Annotated in this window: 12 protein-coding genes; 10 read left to right on the top strand and 2 right to left on the bottom strand. The window is 71.6% G+C overall.

The features are described from left to right. Window positions 1–2 precede the first annotated feature (2 nt). Both AC067N_RS26040 and AC067N_RS26035 read right to left on the bottom strand, forming a co-directional pair. A complete protein-coding gene (locus AC067N_RS26040) occupies window positions 3–752 on the bottom strand; it encodes an ABC transporter ATP-binding protein (RefSeq protein ID WP_478681291.1) in 750 nt (249 codons plus the stop codon). Continuing rightward, the gene (locus tag AC067N_RS26035) at window positions 749–1,264 is read right to left on the bottom strand and encodes a PadR family transcriptional regulator (protein ID WP_478681290.1); all 516 of its coding nucleotides are present in this window, start codon (window positions 1,262–1,264) and stop codon (window positions 749–751) included. Before AC067N_RS26035 ends, AC067N_RS26040 begins: the two co-directional genes overlap by 4 nt. Window positions 1,265–1,389: 125 nt before the next feature. On the opposite strand from AC067N_RS26035, the gene AC067N_RS26030 reads away from it, so the two are divergent. The 10 genes from AC067N_RS26030 (at window position 1,390) to AC067N_RS25985 (ending at window position 18,920) form a co-directional block, all read left to right on the top strand. After that, a complete protein-coding gene (locus AC067N_RS26030; RefSeq protein WP_478681289.1) occupies window positions 1,390–2,658 on the top strand; it encodes an ABC transporter substrate-binding protein in 1,269 nt (422 codons plus the stop codon). A 197-nt stretch (window positions 2,659–2,855) separates the two neighbouring features. Then, entirely contained in the window at window positions 2,856–4,502 is a 1,647-nt protein-coding gene (locus AC067N_RS26025; RefSeq protein WP_478681288.1) for a glycoside hydrolase family 13 protein, read from the top strand. A gap of 50 nt (window positions 4,503–4,552) precedes the next feature. Further along, window positions 4,553–5,881 carry an ABC transporter substrate-binding protein gene (locus tag AC067N_RS26020; protein ID WP_478681287.1) on the top strand — a complete coding sequence of 443 codons (1,329 nt, stop codon included), beginning with the start codon at window positions 4,553–4,555 and terminating at the stop codon, window positions 5,879–5,881. Between the two features lie 5 nt (window positions 5,882–5,886). Then, window positions 5,887–7,245, top strand: coding sequence for an ABC transporter permease subunit (locus AC067N_RS26015; protein WP_478681286.1), 1,359 nt, complete (start codon window positions 5,887–5,889; stop codon window positions 7,243–7,245). A 2-nt stretch (window positions 7,246–7,247) separates the two neighbouring features. Beyond that, complete coding sequence (locus AC067N_RS26010; protein ID WP_478681384.1) at window positions 7,248–8,087, top strand: carbohydrate ABC transporter permease; 840 nt, start codon at window positions 7,248–7,250, stop codon at window positions 8,085–8,087. Between the two features lie 1,204 nt (window positions 8,088–9,291). Then, on the top strand, window positions 9,292–13,554 hold the full coding sequence (locus AC067N_RS26005; RefSeq protein WP_478681285.1) for a HAMP domain-containing protein: 4,263 nt from the start codon (window positions 9,292–9,294) through the stop codon (window positions 13,552–13,554). A gap of 124 nt (window positions 13,555–13,678) precedes the next feature. Continuing rightward, window positions 13,679–16,186 (top strand): SpoIIE family protein phosphatase, encoded by a 2,508-nt coding sequence (locus tag AC067N_RS26000; protein ID WP_478681383.1) that lies wholly within the window; start codon window positions 13,679–13,681, stop codon window positions 16,184–16,186. Between the two features lie 280 nt (window positions 16,187–16,466). Next, window positions 16,467–16,826, top strand: coding sequence for an STAS domain-containing protein (locus AC067N_RS25995; RefSeq protein WP_478681284.1), 360 nt, complete (start codon window positions 16,467–16,469; stop codon window positions 16,824–16,826). Then, a complete protein-coding gene (locus AC067N_RS25990; RefSeq protein ID WP_478681283.1) occupies window positions 16,823–17,752 on the top strand; it encodes an anti-sigma factor RsbA family regulatory protein in 930 nt (309 codons plus the stop codon). Before AC067N_RS25995 ends, AC067N_RS25990 begins: the two co-directional genes overlap by 4 nt. Window positions 17,753–17,939: 187 nt before the next feature. Further along, entirely contained in the window at window positions 17,940–18,920 is a 981-nt protein-coding gene (locus AC067N_RS25985) for a LacI family DNA-binding transcriptional regulator (protein ID WP_478681382.1), read from the top strand. Window positions 18,921–18,945: the final 25 nt, after the last annotated feature.

Genomic DNA, 18,945 nt, shown 5'->3' with positions numbered 1-18,945 from the left:
CGTCAGTCCCTCAGCTCCAGCACGGCGGGTACCCCCGCGCCGGGCGACGGGGCGCCGTCCAGCTCGACGTCGTCGGCTATCCGGCCGTCGAAGAAACTGATCACCCGGTCGGCGGCGCTCGCCAGCCGGGCGTCATGGGTGACGAGGAGGATCGTCTGGCCGCGCTGGTGGAAACGGGAGAGCAGCCGCATCACCTCACGGGTGCCCTTGCTGTCCAGGCTGCCCGCGGGCTCGTCGGCCAGCAGCAGCGGCGGACGGTTGACCAGGGCGCGGGCCAGCGCGACCCGCTGCTGCTCGCCGCCCGACAGCTCGCCCGGCATGCTCCGCTCCTTGCCGGCGAGCCCCAGCTCGGCCAGCAGTTCCGCGCGCTCGGCGCGGGCCCGCTTGGCGGAGACACCGGCCAGCAGCGCGGGCAGTTCCACGTTGTCCGCGACCGACAGATTGGAGACCAGGTTGAAGAACTGGAAGACGATGCCGATCCGGCGCCGCCGCTCCACGGCCCAGCGGGCCTCGCTGTAGGTGTCCGTGGGCTCGCCGTCCAGCCAGATGCTGCCGCTGTCCGGGCGCTGCAGTCCGCCGAGCAGATGCAGCAGCGTCGACTTGCCCGCACCGGACGGGCCGGTCACGGCCACGAACTCGCCCCGCCGCACGCACAGGTCCACCCCGCGCACGGCATGGGCGGGAGCGCCCTCCCCGTGATGGGTCTTGACGAGCCCCTCGGCCCGCAGCACGGCAGTGGGAGCGTCGCTCATTCCGGCTTCTCCAGTTCCTCCTGGCAGCGCTCCAGCCAGTCGAGATCGGCCTGGAGATGCAGCATGGCGCCCTCGATCAGCAGCTGGGCGATGCGGTTGTCCCTGTTGTCGGCCGTGGCGAGTTTCGACAGATTGCGCATGGTGTTCAGGTAGTGGCGCCGTTGTCGGTTGATCAGGGCGACCTGGTCGGCGAGACCGGTCTGCGGGGCGAGCGCGAGCTTCATGAAGAACTCGTCCCGCACCCGCGGCTCGTCCGACGTCTCCTCGTACCAAGCGTGCAGCGCCTCCTGCCCGGCAGCGGTGAGGCGGTAGATCTTCTTGTTGGGCCGGCTCGCCTGCTCGACCTCCTCGCCCTCGATCAGACCGGACTTCTCGAGGCGGCCGAGGGTCACGTAGATCTGGCCGATGTTCGGCTGAGGGTACGCGGCACCCAGGAGTTGCTCAAGGTCCTGCTTGAGCTCGTAGCCGTGGGCCGGGCCGCGCGCCAGCAAGGCCAGGAGGGGCAGGCGCACTCGAGCTGTCCTCCTCGCAGCCTCGTATTGTGTTCCAGGCCCTAGTATCGCCCATACCTAACGGGTATACATAGCCTCTGACGCCCGGCGAAGGTGCCCGGCGCCGGGTGCACAAGGAGGAACCTATGCGGTGGATACGCGCCGCCGGTAGGGGCCTCCTCGTTCTCGCGGTCATCCTCGCCGGTTACGGCGCCTCCGGCGCGCAGGCGCAGGGCGGACTCCGGGGCCGCGGCCCGCTGACCCTGGCCACCGCGGGCGACCTCACCGGCTACCTCGGCCCCCTCCTGGAGGGCTGGAACCGCGCCCACCCCGGGGAGCGGGTCAGCCTCGTCGAACTGCCGGACTCCGCGGACGAGACCCGCGCCCAGATGATCACCGATCTGCGCGGCGGCGACCGCGGCCGCTTCGACGTGCTCAACATCGACGTCACCTGGACCTCGGAGTTCGCCGCCGCCGGCTGGATCCGCCCGCTGCCGCGCAACCGTTTCCCGCTCGGCAGCTTCCTCCGGCCGGTCGTGGACACGGCGACCTACGACGAGCAGCTGTACGCCGTCCCGTACGTCACCAACGCCGGTCTGCTCCTCTACCGCAAGGACGTCCTCGCCGAGGAGGGTGTCCCGCCGCCCCGCACCTGGGCCGAACTGGAGCACTACGCGAAGACCATCGCCCCCGAGCACGGCCTGGGCGGCTACGCCGGCCAGTTCCTGCCCTACGAGGGCCTCACCGTCAACGCGGCCGAGGCGGTGTACTCGGCGGGCGGCACGATCCTCGGCGACGAGGGCGAACGCGTCACCGTGGGCTCCGCGGCCCGGGAGGGCATCGGATTCCTCGCCCGCGGGGTACGTGACGGGTGGATACCCCGCGAGGCGCTGGAGTACAAGGAGGAGGAGTCCAAGCAGGCCTTCCAGGACGGCCGGCTGCTCTTCCTGCGCAACTGGCCCTACGCCTACGTGGGCGCCTCCGCCCCCGGCTCCGCGGTCGCCGGCAGGATCGGCGCCGCCCCGCTGCCCGGGCCGGACGGGCCCGGCACCAGCGTGCTCGGCGGCTCCAACCTCGCCGTCAACGCGCACGCCGAACACCCCGACACCGCCGCGCGCCTGATCGCGTACCTCACCAGCGAGCGCGTCCAGCGGCAGGTCCTCACCCGGGGCGCGCTGCCCCCCGTGCGCGCGGATCTCTACCGGGACCCGGAACTGATCCGGCAGTTCCCCTATCTGCCGACGCTGCGCAGAAGCGTCCTCGCGGCCGCGCCGCGCCCGAAGAGCCCGCACTACGACCAGGTCAGCATGGTCGTGCAGGCCGTCGTCCACGACGCGATGACGGGCCACGCGACGCCCGAGGCCGCGGTGCGGCGGCTCACCCGGGAGCTGGCCGACATCTCCCGCCGCGGCTGACCCTTCCCCGCCGCCGCGCCACCCCCCTACTTACATGTTAGGTAACGCCCGCGTATCGACCCGCCGTCTCTTGGGATGAAATATCCGCATATAAAGGTCCGGATTCCAGATACCTGCTGTTCACTCGTTGACACCCTCGTGAAACGCCTACATAACATGCATGCATAACAGTCAGCCCGCACAGACAGGTCAACGGGGTGAGCTCCAAGCGCATCGAGTCACGTCACTGGTGGCGTGACGCAGTGATCTACCAGGTGTACGTCCGCAGCTTTCTGGACAGCACCGGCGACGGCGTCGGCGATCTCGCCGGGGTCCGGGCCGGACTGCCGTACCTCAAGAAGCTGGGCGTCGACGGCATCTGGCTGAGCCCCTTCTATCCCTCCCCGCAGCACGACCACGGCTACGACGTCGCCGACTACTGCGACGTCGACCCGCTCTTCGGCGACCTCGCCGAGTTCGACCTGCTGGTGGCGACCGCCCGGCGGCTCGGCATCAAGGTGCTCCTCGACATCGTGCCCAACCACTGCTCCACCGAGCACCCGTGGTTCCGCGAGGCCCTGGCCGCCGCGCCGGGCAGCGCGGCCCGCGCCCGCTTCCACTTCGCCGACGGGCGGGGACCGGACGGAGCGGAGCCGCCCAACAACTGGCACGCCATGTTCGGCGGCCCCGCCTGGTCCCGCGTCACCGAGGCGGACGGCCGGCCCGGCCAGTGGTACCTGCACATGTTCACGCCCGAGCAGCCCGACTGGAACTGGCGCGACCCCGAGGTCGGCGCGCACTTCGACCGGGTCCTGCGCTTCTGGCTGGACCGGGGCGTCGACGGCTTCCGCATCGACGTCGCCGCCGGCCTCTTCAAGCACCCCGAGCTGCCCGACTCGCCGGACCCCGAGGCCGACGCCCGCACCCGCGACTCGGTCAACCCGCTGGCCTGGAACCAGCCCGAGGTCCACGACGTGTGGCGGCACTGGCGGGCGGTGTGCGAGGAGTACACCGAGCGGGACGGCCGCGAGCGGCTCCTGGTCGGCGAGGTCTCGGTCCCCACGGCCCGCGAACACGCCCTGTACGTCCGCCCCGACGAACTGCACCAGGCGTTCTTCTTCGACCTGCTGAGCGCTTCCTGGGACGCCGACGCCTTCCGCAAGGTCATCACCGAGGCCATGCAGGACATCGCGGGCACGGGATCGACCGTCACCTGGGTCCTCAACAACCACGACCAGGTCCGCACGGTCACCCGCTACGGCGAGCCCGCCGTCGAGGGCAGCGGACTCGGCGCGGCCCGCGCCCGCGCGGCCGCCCTGCTGATGCTGGCGCTGCCCGGAGCCGCCTACATCTACCAGGGCGAGGAGCTGGGCCTGCCCGAGGTCGTCGACCTGCCCGACGACGTGCTCACCGACCCGATCTTCCGCCGCACCGGCAGCCGCGCCCGCATCCGCGACGGCTGCCGGGTGCCGCTGCCCTGGTCCGGGCAGGCCTCGCCGTTCGGCTTCACCTCCGGCGTCGAGGGCGTCAAGCCCTGGCTTCCGCAGCCCGAGTACTTCGCCCAGTACGCCACCGACCGCGCGCTCGCCGACACCCGCTCCTTCTGGCACCTCTACCGCGACGGCCTCCAGCTGCGCGCCGCCCTGCCCCAGCTGGGCGAGGGCGAGATGCGCTGGCTGGACACCCAGCCCGGCGTCCTCGGCTTCGTCCGCGGCGACGGCCTGGTCTGCGCCGTCAACTTCGGCACCGCCCCCTCGCCCGCGCCCGTCGCCGGCACCCCCCTGCTGTCCAGCGGCCCCTGCCCGGCCGGGGTCCTCCCCGGCTCCACGGCCGCCTGGTGGATCGGCGACGACGCCGGTTCCTGAACCCCACACCCCTCCACCGTCCGTTCCCCCGCTCCGAAGGGACATCAACGATGATGCGACGACGTACCACCCTGCTCACCGGCTGCACCGCCCTCGCCCTGGCGCTCGGCACGACCGCGTGCGGAGGCGGCGGCCCCGTCTCCGCGGGCGGCGGCGACAAGACGCTCGACGGCCAGACGGTCACCGTCGCCGGCGTCTGGTCCGGCAGCGAGCAGAAGAACTTCCAGAAGGTGCTGGACGCCTTCACCGAGAAGACCGGCGCCAAGACCCAGTTCGTCTCCACCGGTGACAACGTCTCCACCGTCGTCGGCAGCAAGATCGAGGGCGGCAACGCCCCCGACGTGGTGATGGTCCCGCAGGTCGGAGTGCTCCAGCAGTTCGCCCAGAACGGCTGGCTCAAGCCGCTGTCCGGCACCGCGCGCAAGTCCGTCGACGCCAACTACGCCACGGTGTGGAAGGACTACGGAAGCGTCGACGGCACCCTCTACGGCCTGTACTTCAAGGCCGCCCACAAGTCGACCGTCTGGTACAGCCCCGACGCCCTCGACACCGCGGGCGTCAAGCCGCCGAAGTCGTACGACGAGATGCTGAAGGCCGGGCGGACCGTCTCCGACTCGGGTCTCGCCGCCTTCTCCGTCGCCGGCCAGGACGGCTGGACGCTCACCGACTGGTTCGAGAACGTCTACCTCTCCCAGGCGGGCCCCGAGAAGTACGACGCCCTCGCCGCACACAAGCTGAAGTGGACGGACGGCAGCGTGGTCGACGCGCTCACCACACTCGGTGAGCTGTTCGGCGACAAGCAGCTGCTGGCGGGCGGGCAGAAGGGCGCCCTCAACACCGACTTCCCCGGCTCCGTGGAGAAGGTCTTCGGCCCCGAGCCGGAGGCCGGCATGGTCTACGAGGGCGACTTCGTCGCCGGTGTCGCCAAGGACCAGTTCGGCAGGAAGATCGGCGAGGACGCCGACTTCTTCCCGTTCCCGCCGGTCGGCGGCGGCAAGGCCCCCGTGGTCAGCGGCGGTGACGCGGCCGTCGTCCTCAAGGACGGCAAGAACACCAAGGCCGGCATGGCCCTGCTGGAGTACCTGGCCACCCCCGAGGCCGCCGCGGTGTGGGCGGAGGCGGGCGGTTTCCTCTCCCCGAACAAGAAGGTCGACCCCGCCGCCTACGGCGACGACGTCACCCGCACCACCGCCGAATCCCTCATAGCGGCGGGGGACTCCGTCCGCTTCGACATGTCCGACCAGGCCCCGGCCGCCTTCGGCGGGACCAAGGGCGCCGGTGAGTGGAAGATCCTCCAGGACTTCCTGCGCGACCCGTCCGACCCGAAGGGGACCGCCGCACAGCTGGAGACCGCCGCGGCCAAGGCCTACAAGGGCTGACCGCGATGACCGCCACTGCCACGAAGGTGGCCGCTCCCCCCGCCGCCGGAACCGCCGTCCGCAAACGGCGCGCCCGGCGGCGGGGCCGGATCGTCGCCCTGCTCTTCGTCTTCCCCGCGCTGCTCCTGCTCGGCGCGCTCGTCGTCTACCCGGTGCTGTTCTCCGTGGGCCGCAGCCTCTTCGACGCCACCGGCACCCGGTTCGTCGGCGGCGAGAACTACACCGAGATGTTCCGCGACCCCGCCACCCTCAAGGCCGTCCGCAACACCGCGATCTGGGTGGTCGTGGCACCTGCCCTGCTGACCGGGCTGGGGCTGATCCTCGCAGTGCTCGTCGAGAAGGTCCGCTGGGCCACCGCGTTCAAGCTGCTGCTCTTCATGCCCATGGCCGTCTCCTTCCTCGCCGCCGGCATCATCTTCCGGCTGGCGTACGACGAGGACCCCGACAAGGGCGTCCTGAACGCGGCGGTGGTCGGCGTCCACGACGCCTTCCAGGGCTCCTCGTCGTACCCGACGGCCCGTGCCCGTGACGGCCAGGGCCTCTCCGGGGGCGCCGACGGCTCGTACCGCACCAGCACGACGGTGTCGCCCGGCGACACGGTCTCCCTCGGCCTCGTCGGCGTCGCGCCCAAGGACCTCCCCGAGGGCGCCGAACCGGCCCGAGCGGCGGCCGCCCGCAAGGCGGCCACCGGTGAACTGCGGGGTGTCGTCTACCTCGACTTCACCCGCGGCGGGGGCGGCCGGGCGGGTCGGGTCGACCCGCAGGAGAGCGGCCTGCCCCGGATGACCGTCGAGGCGGTGCGCGACGGGAAGACGGTCGCGAGCACGACCACCGCGGCCGACGGCTCCTTCCGCTTCCCGGACCTGGAGGAGGGCGCGTACACCGTCAGCCTCCCCGGTTCGAACTTCGCCCCGCCCTACGACGGCGTCTCCTGGCTCGGCCCGGCGCTCGTCACCCCGGCGATCATCGGCGCCTATCTGTGGATCTGGACCGGTTTCGCCATGGTGCTGATCGGCGCGGGCCTGTCCACCCTGCCGCGGGACACGCTGGAGGCGGCGCGGATGGACGGCGCCAACGAGTGGCAGGTGTTCCGGCGGATCACCGTGCCCCTGCTCGCGCCCGTGCTGACCGTGGTCTTCGTGACCCTCGTCATCAACGTGATGAAGGTGTTCGACCTCGTCTACATCATCGCGCCCGGACCGGTGCAGGAGGACGCGACCGTGCTGGCCACCCAGATGTGGCTGGTGTCCTTCGGCGGCGGCAACAACCAGGGGCTGGGCAGTGCCCTCGGGGTCCTGCTCCTGCTGCTGGTGATCCCGGCCATGGTCTTCAACGTCCGTCGTTTCCGAGGGAGTCAGCGATGAGTATCGGCGCGCTCCGGCGCGGGCTGGGCAACAGCCTGGTCCAGGCCTTCCTGGTGGTCATCGGGCTGATCTGGCTCACCCCGCTGGCCGGGCTGCTCCTGTCGTCCCTGCGGTCCGCGGAGGACACGGCCAGAGGCGGCTGGTGGACGACGTTCACCAGTCCCGGGCAGCTGTCCTTCGACAACTACGCGGCGCTGCTGCAGAACGCGGGGATCACCCAGGCGTTCTGGAACACCGTGCTGATCTCCGTGCCGACGACGGTCCTCGTGGTGGTGATCGCGGCGCTCGCCGGCTACGCATTCGCCTGGCTGGACTTCCCCGGACGTGACGCGCTGTTCCTGTTGGTGGTCGCCCTGCTGGTGGTGCCGGTGCAGATCGGTCTGCTGCCGGTGGCCAAACTCTTCGGCCAGCTGGGGCTGTTCGGCACCATCCCGGGTGTCGTCCTCTTCCACGTCGCCTACGGACTGCCGTTCGCCGTCTTCCTGCTGCGGAACTACTTCGCGGAGATCCCCAAGGAGATGCTGGAGGCGGCCCGGATGGACGGGGGCACCGAGTGGCGCATCTTCACCCGGCTGGTCCTGCCGGTGGGACGGCCGGCGATCGCGAGCCTCGCCATCTTCCAGTTCCTGTGGGTGTGGAACGACATGCTGGTGGCGCTGCTGTTCGCCGACGGCTCGTCCCAGCCCCTGACGGTGGAACTCCAGTCGCAGATCCGCCAGTTCGGCAGCAACATCGACGTACTGGCGCCGGGCGCCTTCCTGTCGCTGATCGTGCCGGTGGTCGTGTTCTTCGCCTTCCAGCGGCACTTCGTGCAGGGAGTGATGGCCGGGTCCGTCAAGTAGCGTTCACATCCCGTCATGGCGACGGCCGGGCGCGACCACCTCGTCGCCCGTACGCCCCCCGGACCCCCGTGACCGCCGCCCTCGGTATCCCCGCCGGACGCATCCGGTTCGCCGCCACCGGCCGGGCCGACAGCACGGTCGGGGTCCTGGCCGCTGACGCCGCCGAGAGCGGCGACGTGAAGGCGGCGGAGCGGACCGAGGCCGGGCATGCCGACGGCTTTCAGCGGTTCCGGGCCCCGGAGGCGAAGAGCCGGCTCCTCGGGACCCTGATCCGTCGAGGTGAGCGTCCAACTGTCCGCCCGCTTCCGCGCCGAGGGCACGGCGGCGGGCGCGTCGGGTTCCAGGCCGTCGGACGGCTCGGCGACGCCGCCTTCGAGGGCGCGCAGGGCCCGGCCAGGCTCGGTGAGGCGGAGAGCGCCCGCCACACCGCCCTCGCCGGCGGTGTCCCGGCCGGCCGCCTGGGCGGGTCCGGTGAGATCAGCACACGGAAGGGCGACAGCGCCGTCACCGAGACCGTCGGTGCCACGGGACGCCGCGGACCGCGCGGGGCGGGATCTCCGTCGGAGCTACCGCGGCGTCTCCGCCTCTGCGGGACGCCGGCACCCCCTGCCGGCGGGTCCTCATCGCGCCGAGGACCAGCGAGGGCACCGACGGCCTGGCCGCCCACGCGCGACCACGGCCCCCGGCGCCATCACCGCCCGAAGCCTTCCGACCGGGCGCCCCCGCGCCGGACCTGTGGATGACGCCGGGGCGTCCCCGGCCCCGCCGGTTCGGGGGCGACGCGCAGAGCCTCGTCGAGCGAGGTGCCCGGCGCCGGGCGGGACCACTCCCGGGTGTCGCCGTGGCCGGTCTTCGGCCGGCCACGGACACGACGCGAACCGGGCCGCACGGGGCTCCCCGGGCGCGGCACGGCCCGGCAGTATGAGCGGGGGACGACGGGCCCGGGACGGCGCGGGCGAACCACGCCGAGTGCCCCCCGATCGTCGAAGTATTCCCCTCGGTCCGGGGTCTTCTCGCGGCGGCCGGGATCTCCGTACGAGGCTTTGGTCGTGGCGCGACAACTGAGTTAACCTTCACCGGATTTTCTCATCCGGCTCATCCGTGAACTGCGGAAACGCCGAGGATGAGCGGGCCTCACCCGGGGCCCGGCGCGGGTTCCGAGTCCTCGGGGTGAGGGCTCTAGGGGAGCGGAACGAGGGTGCGCATGAGCAGCAGGACGATCGAGGCCACCGACCGGGCCCCGGGCGAGCAGGAGCTGCGGCAACTGCTGGCCGGACTGACCGCCGTACGCGACGGCGACTTCGGCACCCGGCTGCCGTCCGACGGGGAGGGCCTGCTCGGCGACATCGCCACGGTCTTCAACGGCATGGTGGACCAGCTGTCGGTGTTCACCTCGGAAGTGACCCGTGTGGCGCGCGAGGTGGGCACCGAGGGCACACTCGGCGGTCAGGCCGAGGTGCCGGGGGTCTCGGGCACCTGGGCGGACCTCACCGACTCGGTCAACGCCATGGCGGGCAACCTGACCACCCAGGTGCGCGACATCGCGCAGGTGGCGACCGCGGTCGCCAAGGGCGATCTGTCGCAGAAGATCGACGTCCCCGCGCGGGGCGAGATCCTCCAGCTGAAGGAGACCGTCAACACGATGGTCGACCAGTTGTCGTCGTTCGCCGACGAGGTCACCCGTGTCGCCCGCGAGGTCGGCAGCGAGGGACGCCTCGGCGGCCAGGCCCAGGTGCCGGGCGTCGCCGGCGTCTGGCGCGACCTGACCGACTCGGTGAACTTCATGGCGGGCAACCTGACCTCGCAGGTCCGCAATGTCGCCCAGGTGACCACGGCGGTGGCCCAGGGTGATCTGTCGCAGAAGATCACGGTGGACGCGCGCGGGGAGATCCTGGAGCTGAAGAACACCATCAACACGATGGTCGACCAGCTCTCCGGCTTCGCCGACGAGGTCACCCGTGTCGCCCGCGAGGTCGGCACCGAGGGACGACTCGGCGGGCAGGCGGACGTCAAGGGCGTGAAGGGCACCTGGCGCGACCTCACGGACTCCGTGAACTTCATGGCGGGCAACCTCACCGCACAGGTCCGCAATGTCGCCCAGGTCGCCACGGCGGTGGCCCAGGGTGATCTGTCGCAGAAGATCACGGTGGACGCGCGGGGCGAGATCCTGGAGCTGAAGAACACCATCAACACGATGGTCGACCAGCTCTCCGCGTTCGCCGACGAGGTCACCCGTGTCGCCCGCGAGGTCGGCACCGAGGGCAACCTGGGCGGACAGGCGATCGTCCGCGGCGTCTCGGGCACGTGGAAGGACCTCACGGACAACGTCAACGTGATGGCGTCCAACCTGACCGGCCAGGTCCGCTCGATCGCCCAGGTCGCCACCGCCGTCGCCCGCGGCGACCTGTCCCAGAAGATCACCGTCGAGGCCAAGGGCGAGGTCGCCGCCCTCGCGGACGTCATCAACACGATGGTCGACACCCTCTCCGCGTTCGCCGACGAGGTCACCCGCGTCGCCCGCGAGGTCGGCACCGAAGGACGCCTCGGGGGCCAGGCGCACGTGCCGAACGTCGCCGGCACCTGGAAGGACCTGACCGACAACGTCAACTCGATGGCCAACAACCTCACCGGCCAGGTCCGCAACATCGCCCTGGTGACCACGGCGGTCGCCAACGGCGACCTGTCGAAGAAGATCGACGTCGACGCGCGCGGCGAGATCCTGGAGCTGAAGACCACCATCAACACGATGGTCGACCAGCTGTCCTCGTTCGCCGCCGAGGTCACCCGCGTCGCCCGCGAGGTCGGCAGCGAGGGCCGGCTCGGCGGACAGGCCGAGGTCGAGGGCGTCGAGGGCACCTGGAAGCGGCTGACGGAGAACGTCAACGAACTGGCCGGCAACCTCACCCGCCAGGTCCGCGCGATCGCCGAGGTCGCGAGCGCCGTCGCCGAGGGCGACCTGACCCGCTCGATCACCGTGGAGGCGTCCGGCGAGGTCGCCGAACTGAAGGACAACATCAACTCCATGGTGGAGTCCCTGCGCGAGACGACGCGGGCCAACCAGGAGCAGGACTGGCTGAAGACCAACCTCGCCCGGATCTCCGGCCTCATGCAGGGCCACCGCGAGCTGCCCGTCGTCGCCGAACTCGTCATGGACGAACTCGCGCCGCTGGTCTCGGCGCAGTACGGCGCCTTCTACCTCGCCGAGGACACCACCCGCGGCCCCGAGCTGCGGCTGGTGGGCTCGTACGGCTACCCCGACGACACCGACCGGCCCGACCGCATCCCCGTCGGACGCTCCCTGGTCGGGCAGGCCGCGCGCAACCGCCGGCCCATCAGCGTCGAGGAACTCCCGCCCGGCTACGTGACCATCTCCTCCGGTCTCGGCCAGGCCTTGCCCAGCGCCCTGGTGGTGCTGCCCATCGTGGTCGAGGACCAGGTCCTCGGTGTCATCGAACTGGGCTCCGTCACCCGCTTCACCCAGATCCACCAGGACTTCCTCGCCCAGCTGATGCCGACCATCGGCGTCAACCTCAACACCATCGTGGCCAACGCCCGCACCGACGAGCTGCTGGACGAGTCCCAGCGGCTTACCGCCGAACTCCAGTCCCGCTCCGCCGAGTTGCAGGTGCAGCAGGACGAACTCCAGCGCTCCAACGCCGAACTGGAGGAGAAGGCGTCGCTGCTGGCCTCGCAGAACCGCGACATCGAGGCCAAGAACCTGGAGATCGAACAGGCCCGGCAGGAGCTGGAGACCCGCGCCCAGGAGCTGGCGCTGGCGTCGAAGTACAAGTCGGAGTTCCTGGCCAACATGAGCCACGAACTGCGCACCCCGCTCAACAGCCTGCTGATCCTCGCCCAGCTGCTCGCGCAGAACCCCTCGCGCAATCTCACCCCCAAGCAGGTCGAGTACGCGGGCATCATCCACTCGGCGGGCTCCGACCTGCTCCAGCTGATCAACGACATCCTCGACCTGTCGAAGGTCGAGGCCGGCAAGATGGACGTCGCCCCCGAGCGGGTCCCGCTGCGCAAGCTGCTGGAGTACGTCGAGGCGACGTTCCGGCCGATGACCACGCAGAAGAGCCTGAACTTCACGGTCGCCACCGCGCCCGGCACACCGGCCGACCTGCTCACCGACGACTCCCGGCTGCGGCAGATCCTGCGCAACCTGCTCTCCAACGCCGTGAAGTTCACCGAACAGGGCGGTGTCGAACTGCGCATCGAACCCGCCGCCGACCGGGAGGTGCCCGTGGGCGTCCTCCGCGGCGGTCCCGTCGTCGCCTTCCGGGTGAAGGACACCGGGATCGGTATCCCCCAGCAGCAACTGGAGGCGATCTTCGGGGCGTTCCAGCAGGCGGACGGCACCACCAGCCGCAAGTACGGCGGCACCGGCCTCGGTCTGTCGATCACCCGGGAGATCGCCCATCTGCTGGGCGGCGCCGTCACGGTCGACAGCACCCCCGGTCAGGGCAGCACCTTCACGCTGTACCTCCCCGTGGCACGCGCCGACTTCGAGGACGTGCTCGCAGGCGGCGGCCGGCCCGTGGAGCAGTCGCACACCGTCGAACTCCCGCCGGCCTCCCGGCCGGACGCCGCCCCGGCCGTGACGCCGGAACGGCGCAGGCGGCGCCTGCTCGTCGTCGAGGAGCGTCCGCGCGGGCTGCTGACCCTCGTCGCCGAGCGGGCCGTCGCGGACATCGCGCCCGACCCCGACGATCCGCTCGGCGCGATCGACATCATCACGGCGGTGGGTGCTCAGGAGGCGGCGAGCACCCTGGCCGCCGACCCCTGCCACTGCGTCGTCCTGGAACTCGGGATGCCCGACGGCGAGGGCGCACGGCTGCTGGAGGCCATGGAGGGCGACTCGGCGCTGGCCAGCGTCCCCGTCCTGGTGCACACCGGGCACCGTGTGGACCTGGCCCAGGAGCAGACGCTGCGCTCCCGCGCGGACACCCGCCCACTCGACTTCCTGTCCAGCCTGGACGAGCTGCGGGAACGGATCACCCTGCACCTGTCCGCGGAGGAACCGGGTGACGTCCTGTCCCTGGTGCGGGCCGAGGACCTCCAGCGTACGGCCGAGGTCGTCGACGACGCCTTCGTCGGCCGTACAGTGCTCGTGGTCGACGACGACGCGCGCAACCTCTTCGCCCTCAGCGGGGTTCTCGAACTGCACGGATTCCATGTCCTGCACGCCGACAACGGCCGCAAGGGCATCGAGATGCTGCTCGCCCACCCGGACGTCTCGCTCGTCCTGATGGACGTGATGATGCCGGAGATGGACGGGTACACCGCCACCGCCGAGATCCGCGCGATGGAGCAGTACGCCGATCTGCCCATCATCGCCGTCACGGCGAAGGCCATGCCCGGCGACCAGGAGAAGAGCCTCGCCTCGGGCGCCAACGACTACGTCACCAAGCCCGTCGACACCAACGACCTCATCGGCCGCGTCCGACGCTGGCTGTCCACGTGACGGGGCGCCGCCCCGCCGCGCGAACCAGCCGACCGCCTGGCGTCCCCGGACGCCCGAGCCGAGGAACAGGCCAACTGTGAGCAACCTTCACCAGCCGACCGACCCACCGGACGCAGGCTCCCCGATGGGCCGGCTGTCCGCCGGCGACCCGACGGCGGGCGGCGACCTGCTCGCCACCGGCCTGACCCCGGAGGTGTCCGTGTCCGTCGCCCGTTCCGCCCCAGGCCGGGACGCGGACGGCGACGTGGTGGCCGTCACCGGTACGGAAGAAGCGGACGGCAAGGGACAGCCGTCCCCGGTCGGGCGGCTCGCCGCGACCGTGGAGCGACTGCGGCGCGAGGTACAGACGGCCCAGGCGGAAGCCGACGGCCGTGCCCTGGTCGAGCTGGCCAAGGGCATCCTCGTCGAGCGCCTCCGCTGCGGACCGGCCCAGGCGGCTCGGCAGCTCGCCGAGCTGGCCGAGCAAGCGGGTGTGACGCCGCTCGAGTTCGCCGTCGAGGTCATCAACCAGGCTTCCCGCGACCGGCTCTCCGAGGTGACGACCGCGTTCCTCGCGACCACGGCGAACCGCGGCGACACCGCCGACCCGGCCGGGGACGGCTCCTTCGCCGTCCGGCTGCGGACCGCCGAGAGCGGAGCGCTGGCCGCGAACGACGCGCAGGCCGTGGCGGACTCCCTGCTGGAACACGCCCTGACGCCGCTCGGCGCGGAGGCCGTCGCCATCTGGGCGCTGGACGCGGACGGCTCCCTCACCCTGGCGGGCAGCGCCGGGTTCTCGGCGGCGGAGGCGGGCCGCTGGCGGTATGTGCCGCCGGGGGTGGCGACCGTGGCCCGTCGCGGACTGGGCGAACGGACCGGCCAGTGGATCGGCTGTCTGTCGGAGACCGGTCTGCCCTCCATCGGCCGGCACCATCACCCCGACGGCGGTCGCGCCGCCGTCCCCGCGGGCACCGGGGGCCGCATCCACGGCGTGCTGGAGATCGTCTGGCCGACACCGCTGGAGCCCCAGCCACCGCAGATCGTCCGCCAGGTGGAGGCCCTGGCCGAGCTGTGCGCGCACACACTGGAGACGTACCTCCCGCGCCGGCCCGACGGCGACACCCGCCCCGGGCTCCTGCCGGCCGTAGCCGAACTGATGGATCTGGCCGACGGCCTCCACGACCCCGCGCTGGTGCTCGTCCCGCACCTGGACGCGGACGGGGAACTGGTCGACTTCCGCATCCACCACGTCAACCGGCGCTTCCTCGACCCGGCGGGCCGGCCCCGGGGCGTCGTCAACGGGGCCCTGCTGCTGGAGGCCTACCCGATGGCCGCCGGCGACAGCGAACTGTTCGAGCAGGTCGAACGCGTCTACGCCACGGGTGAGCCGTTCCGCGCCCACCGGATGCGGCTCACCGCCCTGGTGGACGACGTCCCGCTGGCGGCGGTCGCCGACATCAACATCAGCCGCCACGGGGGCAGCGTCCTGCTCATCTGGCGGATAGAGGACGAGACGGCCCGCCTCGCGAGTCTGCTCCAGCACGCCCAGCGCCTCGGCCGCATCGGCGGTTTCGAGGAGAATCTGCTCACCGGCGAGATCACCTGGAACGGCCAGCTCTACAGCCTCTACGGCAAGCCGGTCTCCGCCGGTCCGGTCCCGCTGGAGGCCCTGCCCGCCCACGCCCACCCCGACGACGCCGTCGCCATCGGTAGGTTCCTGCGTACCCTGCTGCACCACCGCCGTCCCGCGTCCACGGCGTTCCGGCTCCAGCGCCCCGACGGCGTGACCCGGCACATCCGCGTGGTGGCCGAGCCGGTTCTCGACTCCGACGGCAGACTGTTCGTCGTACGAGGGGCCTACCAGGACATCTCCGCCCACCACTGGACGGAGGTCGCCCTCGCCGCCACCCGTGACCAGCTCGCCCACACCGAGCAGCAGGCGAGCGAACGCAACCGGCTGACCCTCCAGCTCCAGCACGCGATCATGCCCCCCGCGCAGGCCCCGCTGGAGGCCCCCGGACTGCGGGTGGCCGTCCGCTACCGGCCCGCGGAGACCCAGCACCTGGTCGGCGGCGACTGGTACGACGCGGTCGTCCTGCCGTCCCGGCTGGTGCTGCTGTGTGTGGGGGACGTCGCCGGCCACGGCATCGAGGCGGCCACCAGCATGGTCGTCCTGCGCAACGCGCTGCGGGGCCTCGCCGTGACGGGCGCCGGACCGGCCCAGCTGCTGTCCTGGCTCAACATGGTGGCCCACCATCTGAACGGCGCCGTCACCGCCACGGCGGTCTGCGGCCTGTACGACCCCGAGGTCCGCACCCTGCGCTGGGCGAGGGCGGGCCATCTGCCGCCCGTCCTGGTGCGCGACGGCGAGGCGGCACCGCTCCCGCTGGTCAAGGGCCTGCTGCTCGGTGCCGTGCCCGAGGCGACGTACGAGGAGCACGAGGTGCAACTGGCCGTCGACGACACATTGTTGATGTACACGGACGGCCTGATCGAACGCCGTGACCGTTCCGTGGAGGAATCGCTGGCCCAGCTGCTGACGGCCGCGCGCACGGTCCCGCCCACCCTCGACCAGCAACTGGACCGCCTGCTCACCTACAGCAAGTCGGACACGGACGACGACACCTGCATCGTGGGAGTGCGGGTCGACTGACTTGATCCTTGACCTGCGGCGGGGACGTGGCTGGATTCCCGGAGCCCCCGCCCTTGGCCCTGCCGGGGATGCCGGGGACCGCTGCCACGTTCGGTCCGGCAGTGCGCCCCGCCTCGAAGCGTGCGTCTCCGGCGGGGCGCACACCATGCCCTCGGGGCCTCGAAGTCCGGGGCAGCGGCGGGATATACGATGACGTGACTTTTGGTCTGCCGTTTACAGGAGCGCGGTGAGCGGGGAGCGGGTGGAGCGTCGTCCATCGGCATGACGCAGGGGAGGGAACGTGGATGCCGCCGACGGTGGGGACAGTACGGCCCCGGCACCGCAGCCCGGGGGCGCCGCGCTGGAGATCCGTTCGCTGTGCGGTCGCCCCGGGATCCGTGCCGCTGGAGAGATCAACGTGATCACGCGTTCATCCTGGGAACAGGCCCTGAATGATGTGGCGAGCACCCATGGGGACGTCTCCCACGTGGAGTTGTCGGGTCTGATGTCCATCGACGTCGGCGGCGCGGCGGCGCTGGCGGTCACCGCGCAGCGACTGACCACCGGCCGCATCGTCGTGCACCGTCCGCCGCCGGAGCTGACGCGCATCCTCGATCTGTTCTGGCCGGGTCTTCCGACGATCGAGGTGGTGGGGCGATGACGGCGGCCACCGGAAGCGGACCCTTCGGGCACCCCGCGCTGTTCTACCGCGGTGAGGATCAGTACACGGCGGGCACGGTGCCGTTCCTGCTGGACGGCCTGTCCGCCGGAGAGGCCGTCGCCGTCGCCGTGCCCGGCCCCAACCTCGACCTGATCAGGGCCGGGATGGGCGCCGACGCCGCCCGGGTCGAGTTCCTCGACATGACGCGGGCGGGCCGCAACCCGGGGCGGATCATCCCCGGAGTCCTGCGTGCCTTCGCCGACGCCCACCGGGGCGGCCGGGTGAGGATCATCGGGGAGCCGATCTGGGCCGCCCGCTCGGCGACGGAGTACCCGGCGTGCGTCCAGCACGAGGCCCTCATCAACCAGGCCTTCCAGGGGCGCGAGGTGACGATCCTCTGCCCGTACGACGCGGACGCCCTGGCGCCGACGGTGCTCGCCGACGCCCACGCCACGCACCCCGTCGTCATCGAGTCCGGCGTCGAGATGCCCAGCGACACCTACGCACCCGAGCGGGTCGTCGCCCGCTACAACGAGCCCCTCACCGGCCCGCCCGGGGCGGCGACCCTGCCGTTCGACGCGGACGCGCTCCCGGAGGTCCGCGCGTTCGCGGTGCGGGAGGCCCGGCGACTCGGCCTGACCGGGGTCCGGCTGCAGGACCTGGCGCTCGCGGTCGCCGAACTGACCACCAACAGCGTGGTGCACGGCGGCGGATCGGGGACGCTGCGGATCTGGACCGAGGGCGGGCAGGTCGTCTGCGAGGTCCACGACCACGGACGGCTGACCGACCCGCTGGCCGGCCGCCGGCCCCCGGCACGCGACCAGCTGGGCGGACGCGGTCTGATGCTGGTCCACCACATCGCCGACCTGGTACGCCTCCACACCGCCCATGACGGCACCACCGTCCGCTTCTACCTCGACCGCTGACGCAGCCCCCGGGGGAGGGACGACGGTGGTGCCGGCCCGGGAAACCGCCTGATCACCCGCCTCGGCGCGAGGTGCCAGAATGTCGGGGCAGCAGGCCAGGGGAGGAGAAGGGGCGACCGTGCCGGACAACCGAGCGGGACAACCTTCGGCGGAGGGCCACGAAGAGCGCGGCGAGGGACCGGCGTCGGTGACGATCGCGTACATCGCCGAGTCCGCGGGCGTCTCCGTACCCACCGTCTCGAAGGTGCTCAACGGCCGGTCGGGGGTGTCGGACGAGACCCGGGCCCGCGTGGAGCAACTGATCCACCAGCACGGTTACCGCAAACCCCCCAAGAACCGCAGCAATCTCGTGGAGCTGGTGTTCCGCGAGCTGGAGAGCATGTGGGCCGTGGAGATCATCCGCGGTGTCGAACGGGTGGCCCGGAAGAACCGGATCGGTGTCCTGGTGTCGGAGTTCGGGCTCCACGACAGCTCCGGCATGACCATCGACGACACCGTCGGCCGGCGTCCCCGGTGCGTCCTCTCGGTGGCGCAGCTCTCGGAGGCGGAGCGCGAGCAGCTGAAGGCACGGGGCATCCCGTTCGTGGTGTTCGACCCGATCGACGAGTTGCCCGACGGCGTGCCGTTCGTGGGGGCCACGAACTGGAGGGGCGGGCAGGCGGCGACCCGCCATCTGGTCGGTCTGGGGCACCGGCGCATCGCCATGATCAGCGGACCGGACCACGCCTTCTGCCTCGCCCGGCTGTCCGGTTACTCGTCCGCTCTCGCGGAGGCCGGCCTGCCGGTGGAACCCGGTCTGGTGGTCAGGACACAGCTCACCCGCGAGCACGGGTACGCCGCGGCACGGGAGTTGCTGTCCCGGCCCGGGAGACCCACCGCCGTGTTCACCGCGAACGACATGCAGGCGGTCGGCGTCTACCAGGCAGCCAGGGAGCTCGGGTTGCGCATCCCGGACGACCTCAGCGTGGTGGGCTTCGACGACGTACCGGCCGTGGCCTGGATGGACCCGCCCCTGACCACCGTCCATCAGCCGCTCGCCGAGATGGCCACCGCGGCCACCGAACTGGCGCTCGCGCTCGGCCGCGGCGAGCAAGTCCCCCAGATGGGCTTTGAGATCGCGACCACCCTCACCGTCCGGGAGAGCACCGCTCCGCCGAAGGATCAGTGAGCCGGGGCCGGGCCGCCGACCCGCG

The organism is Streptomyces sp. NPDC042364, assembly GCF_056437585.1.
This window is presented reverse-complemented; position numbering and strand designations above follow the sequence as displayed.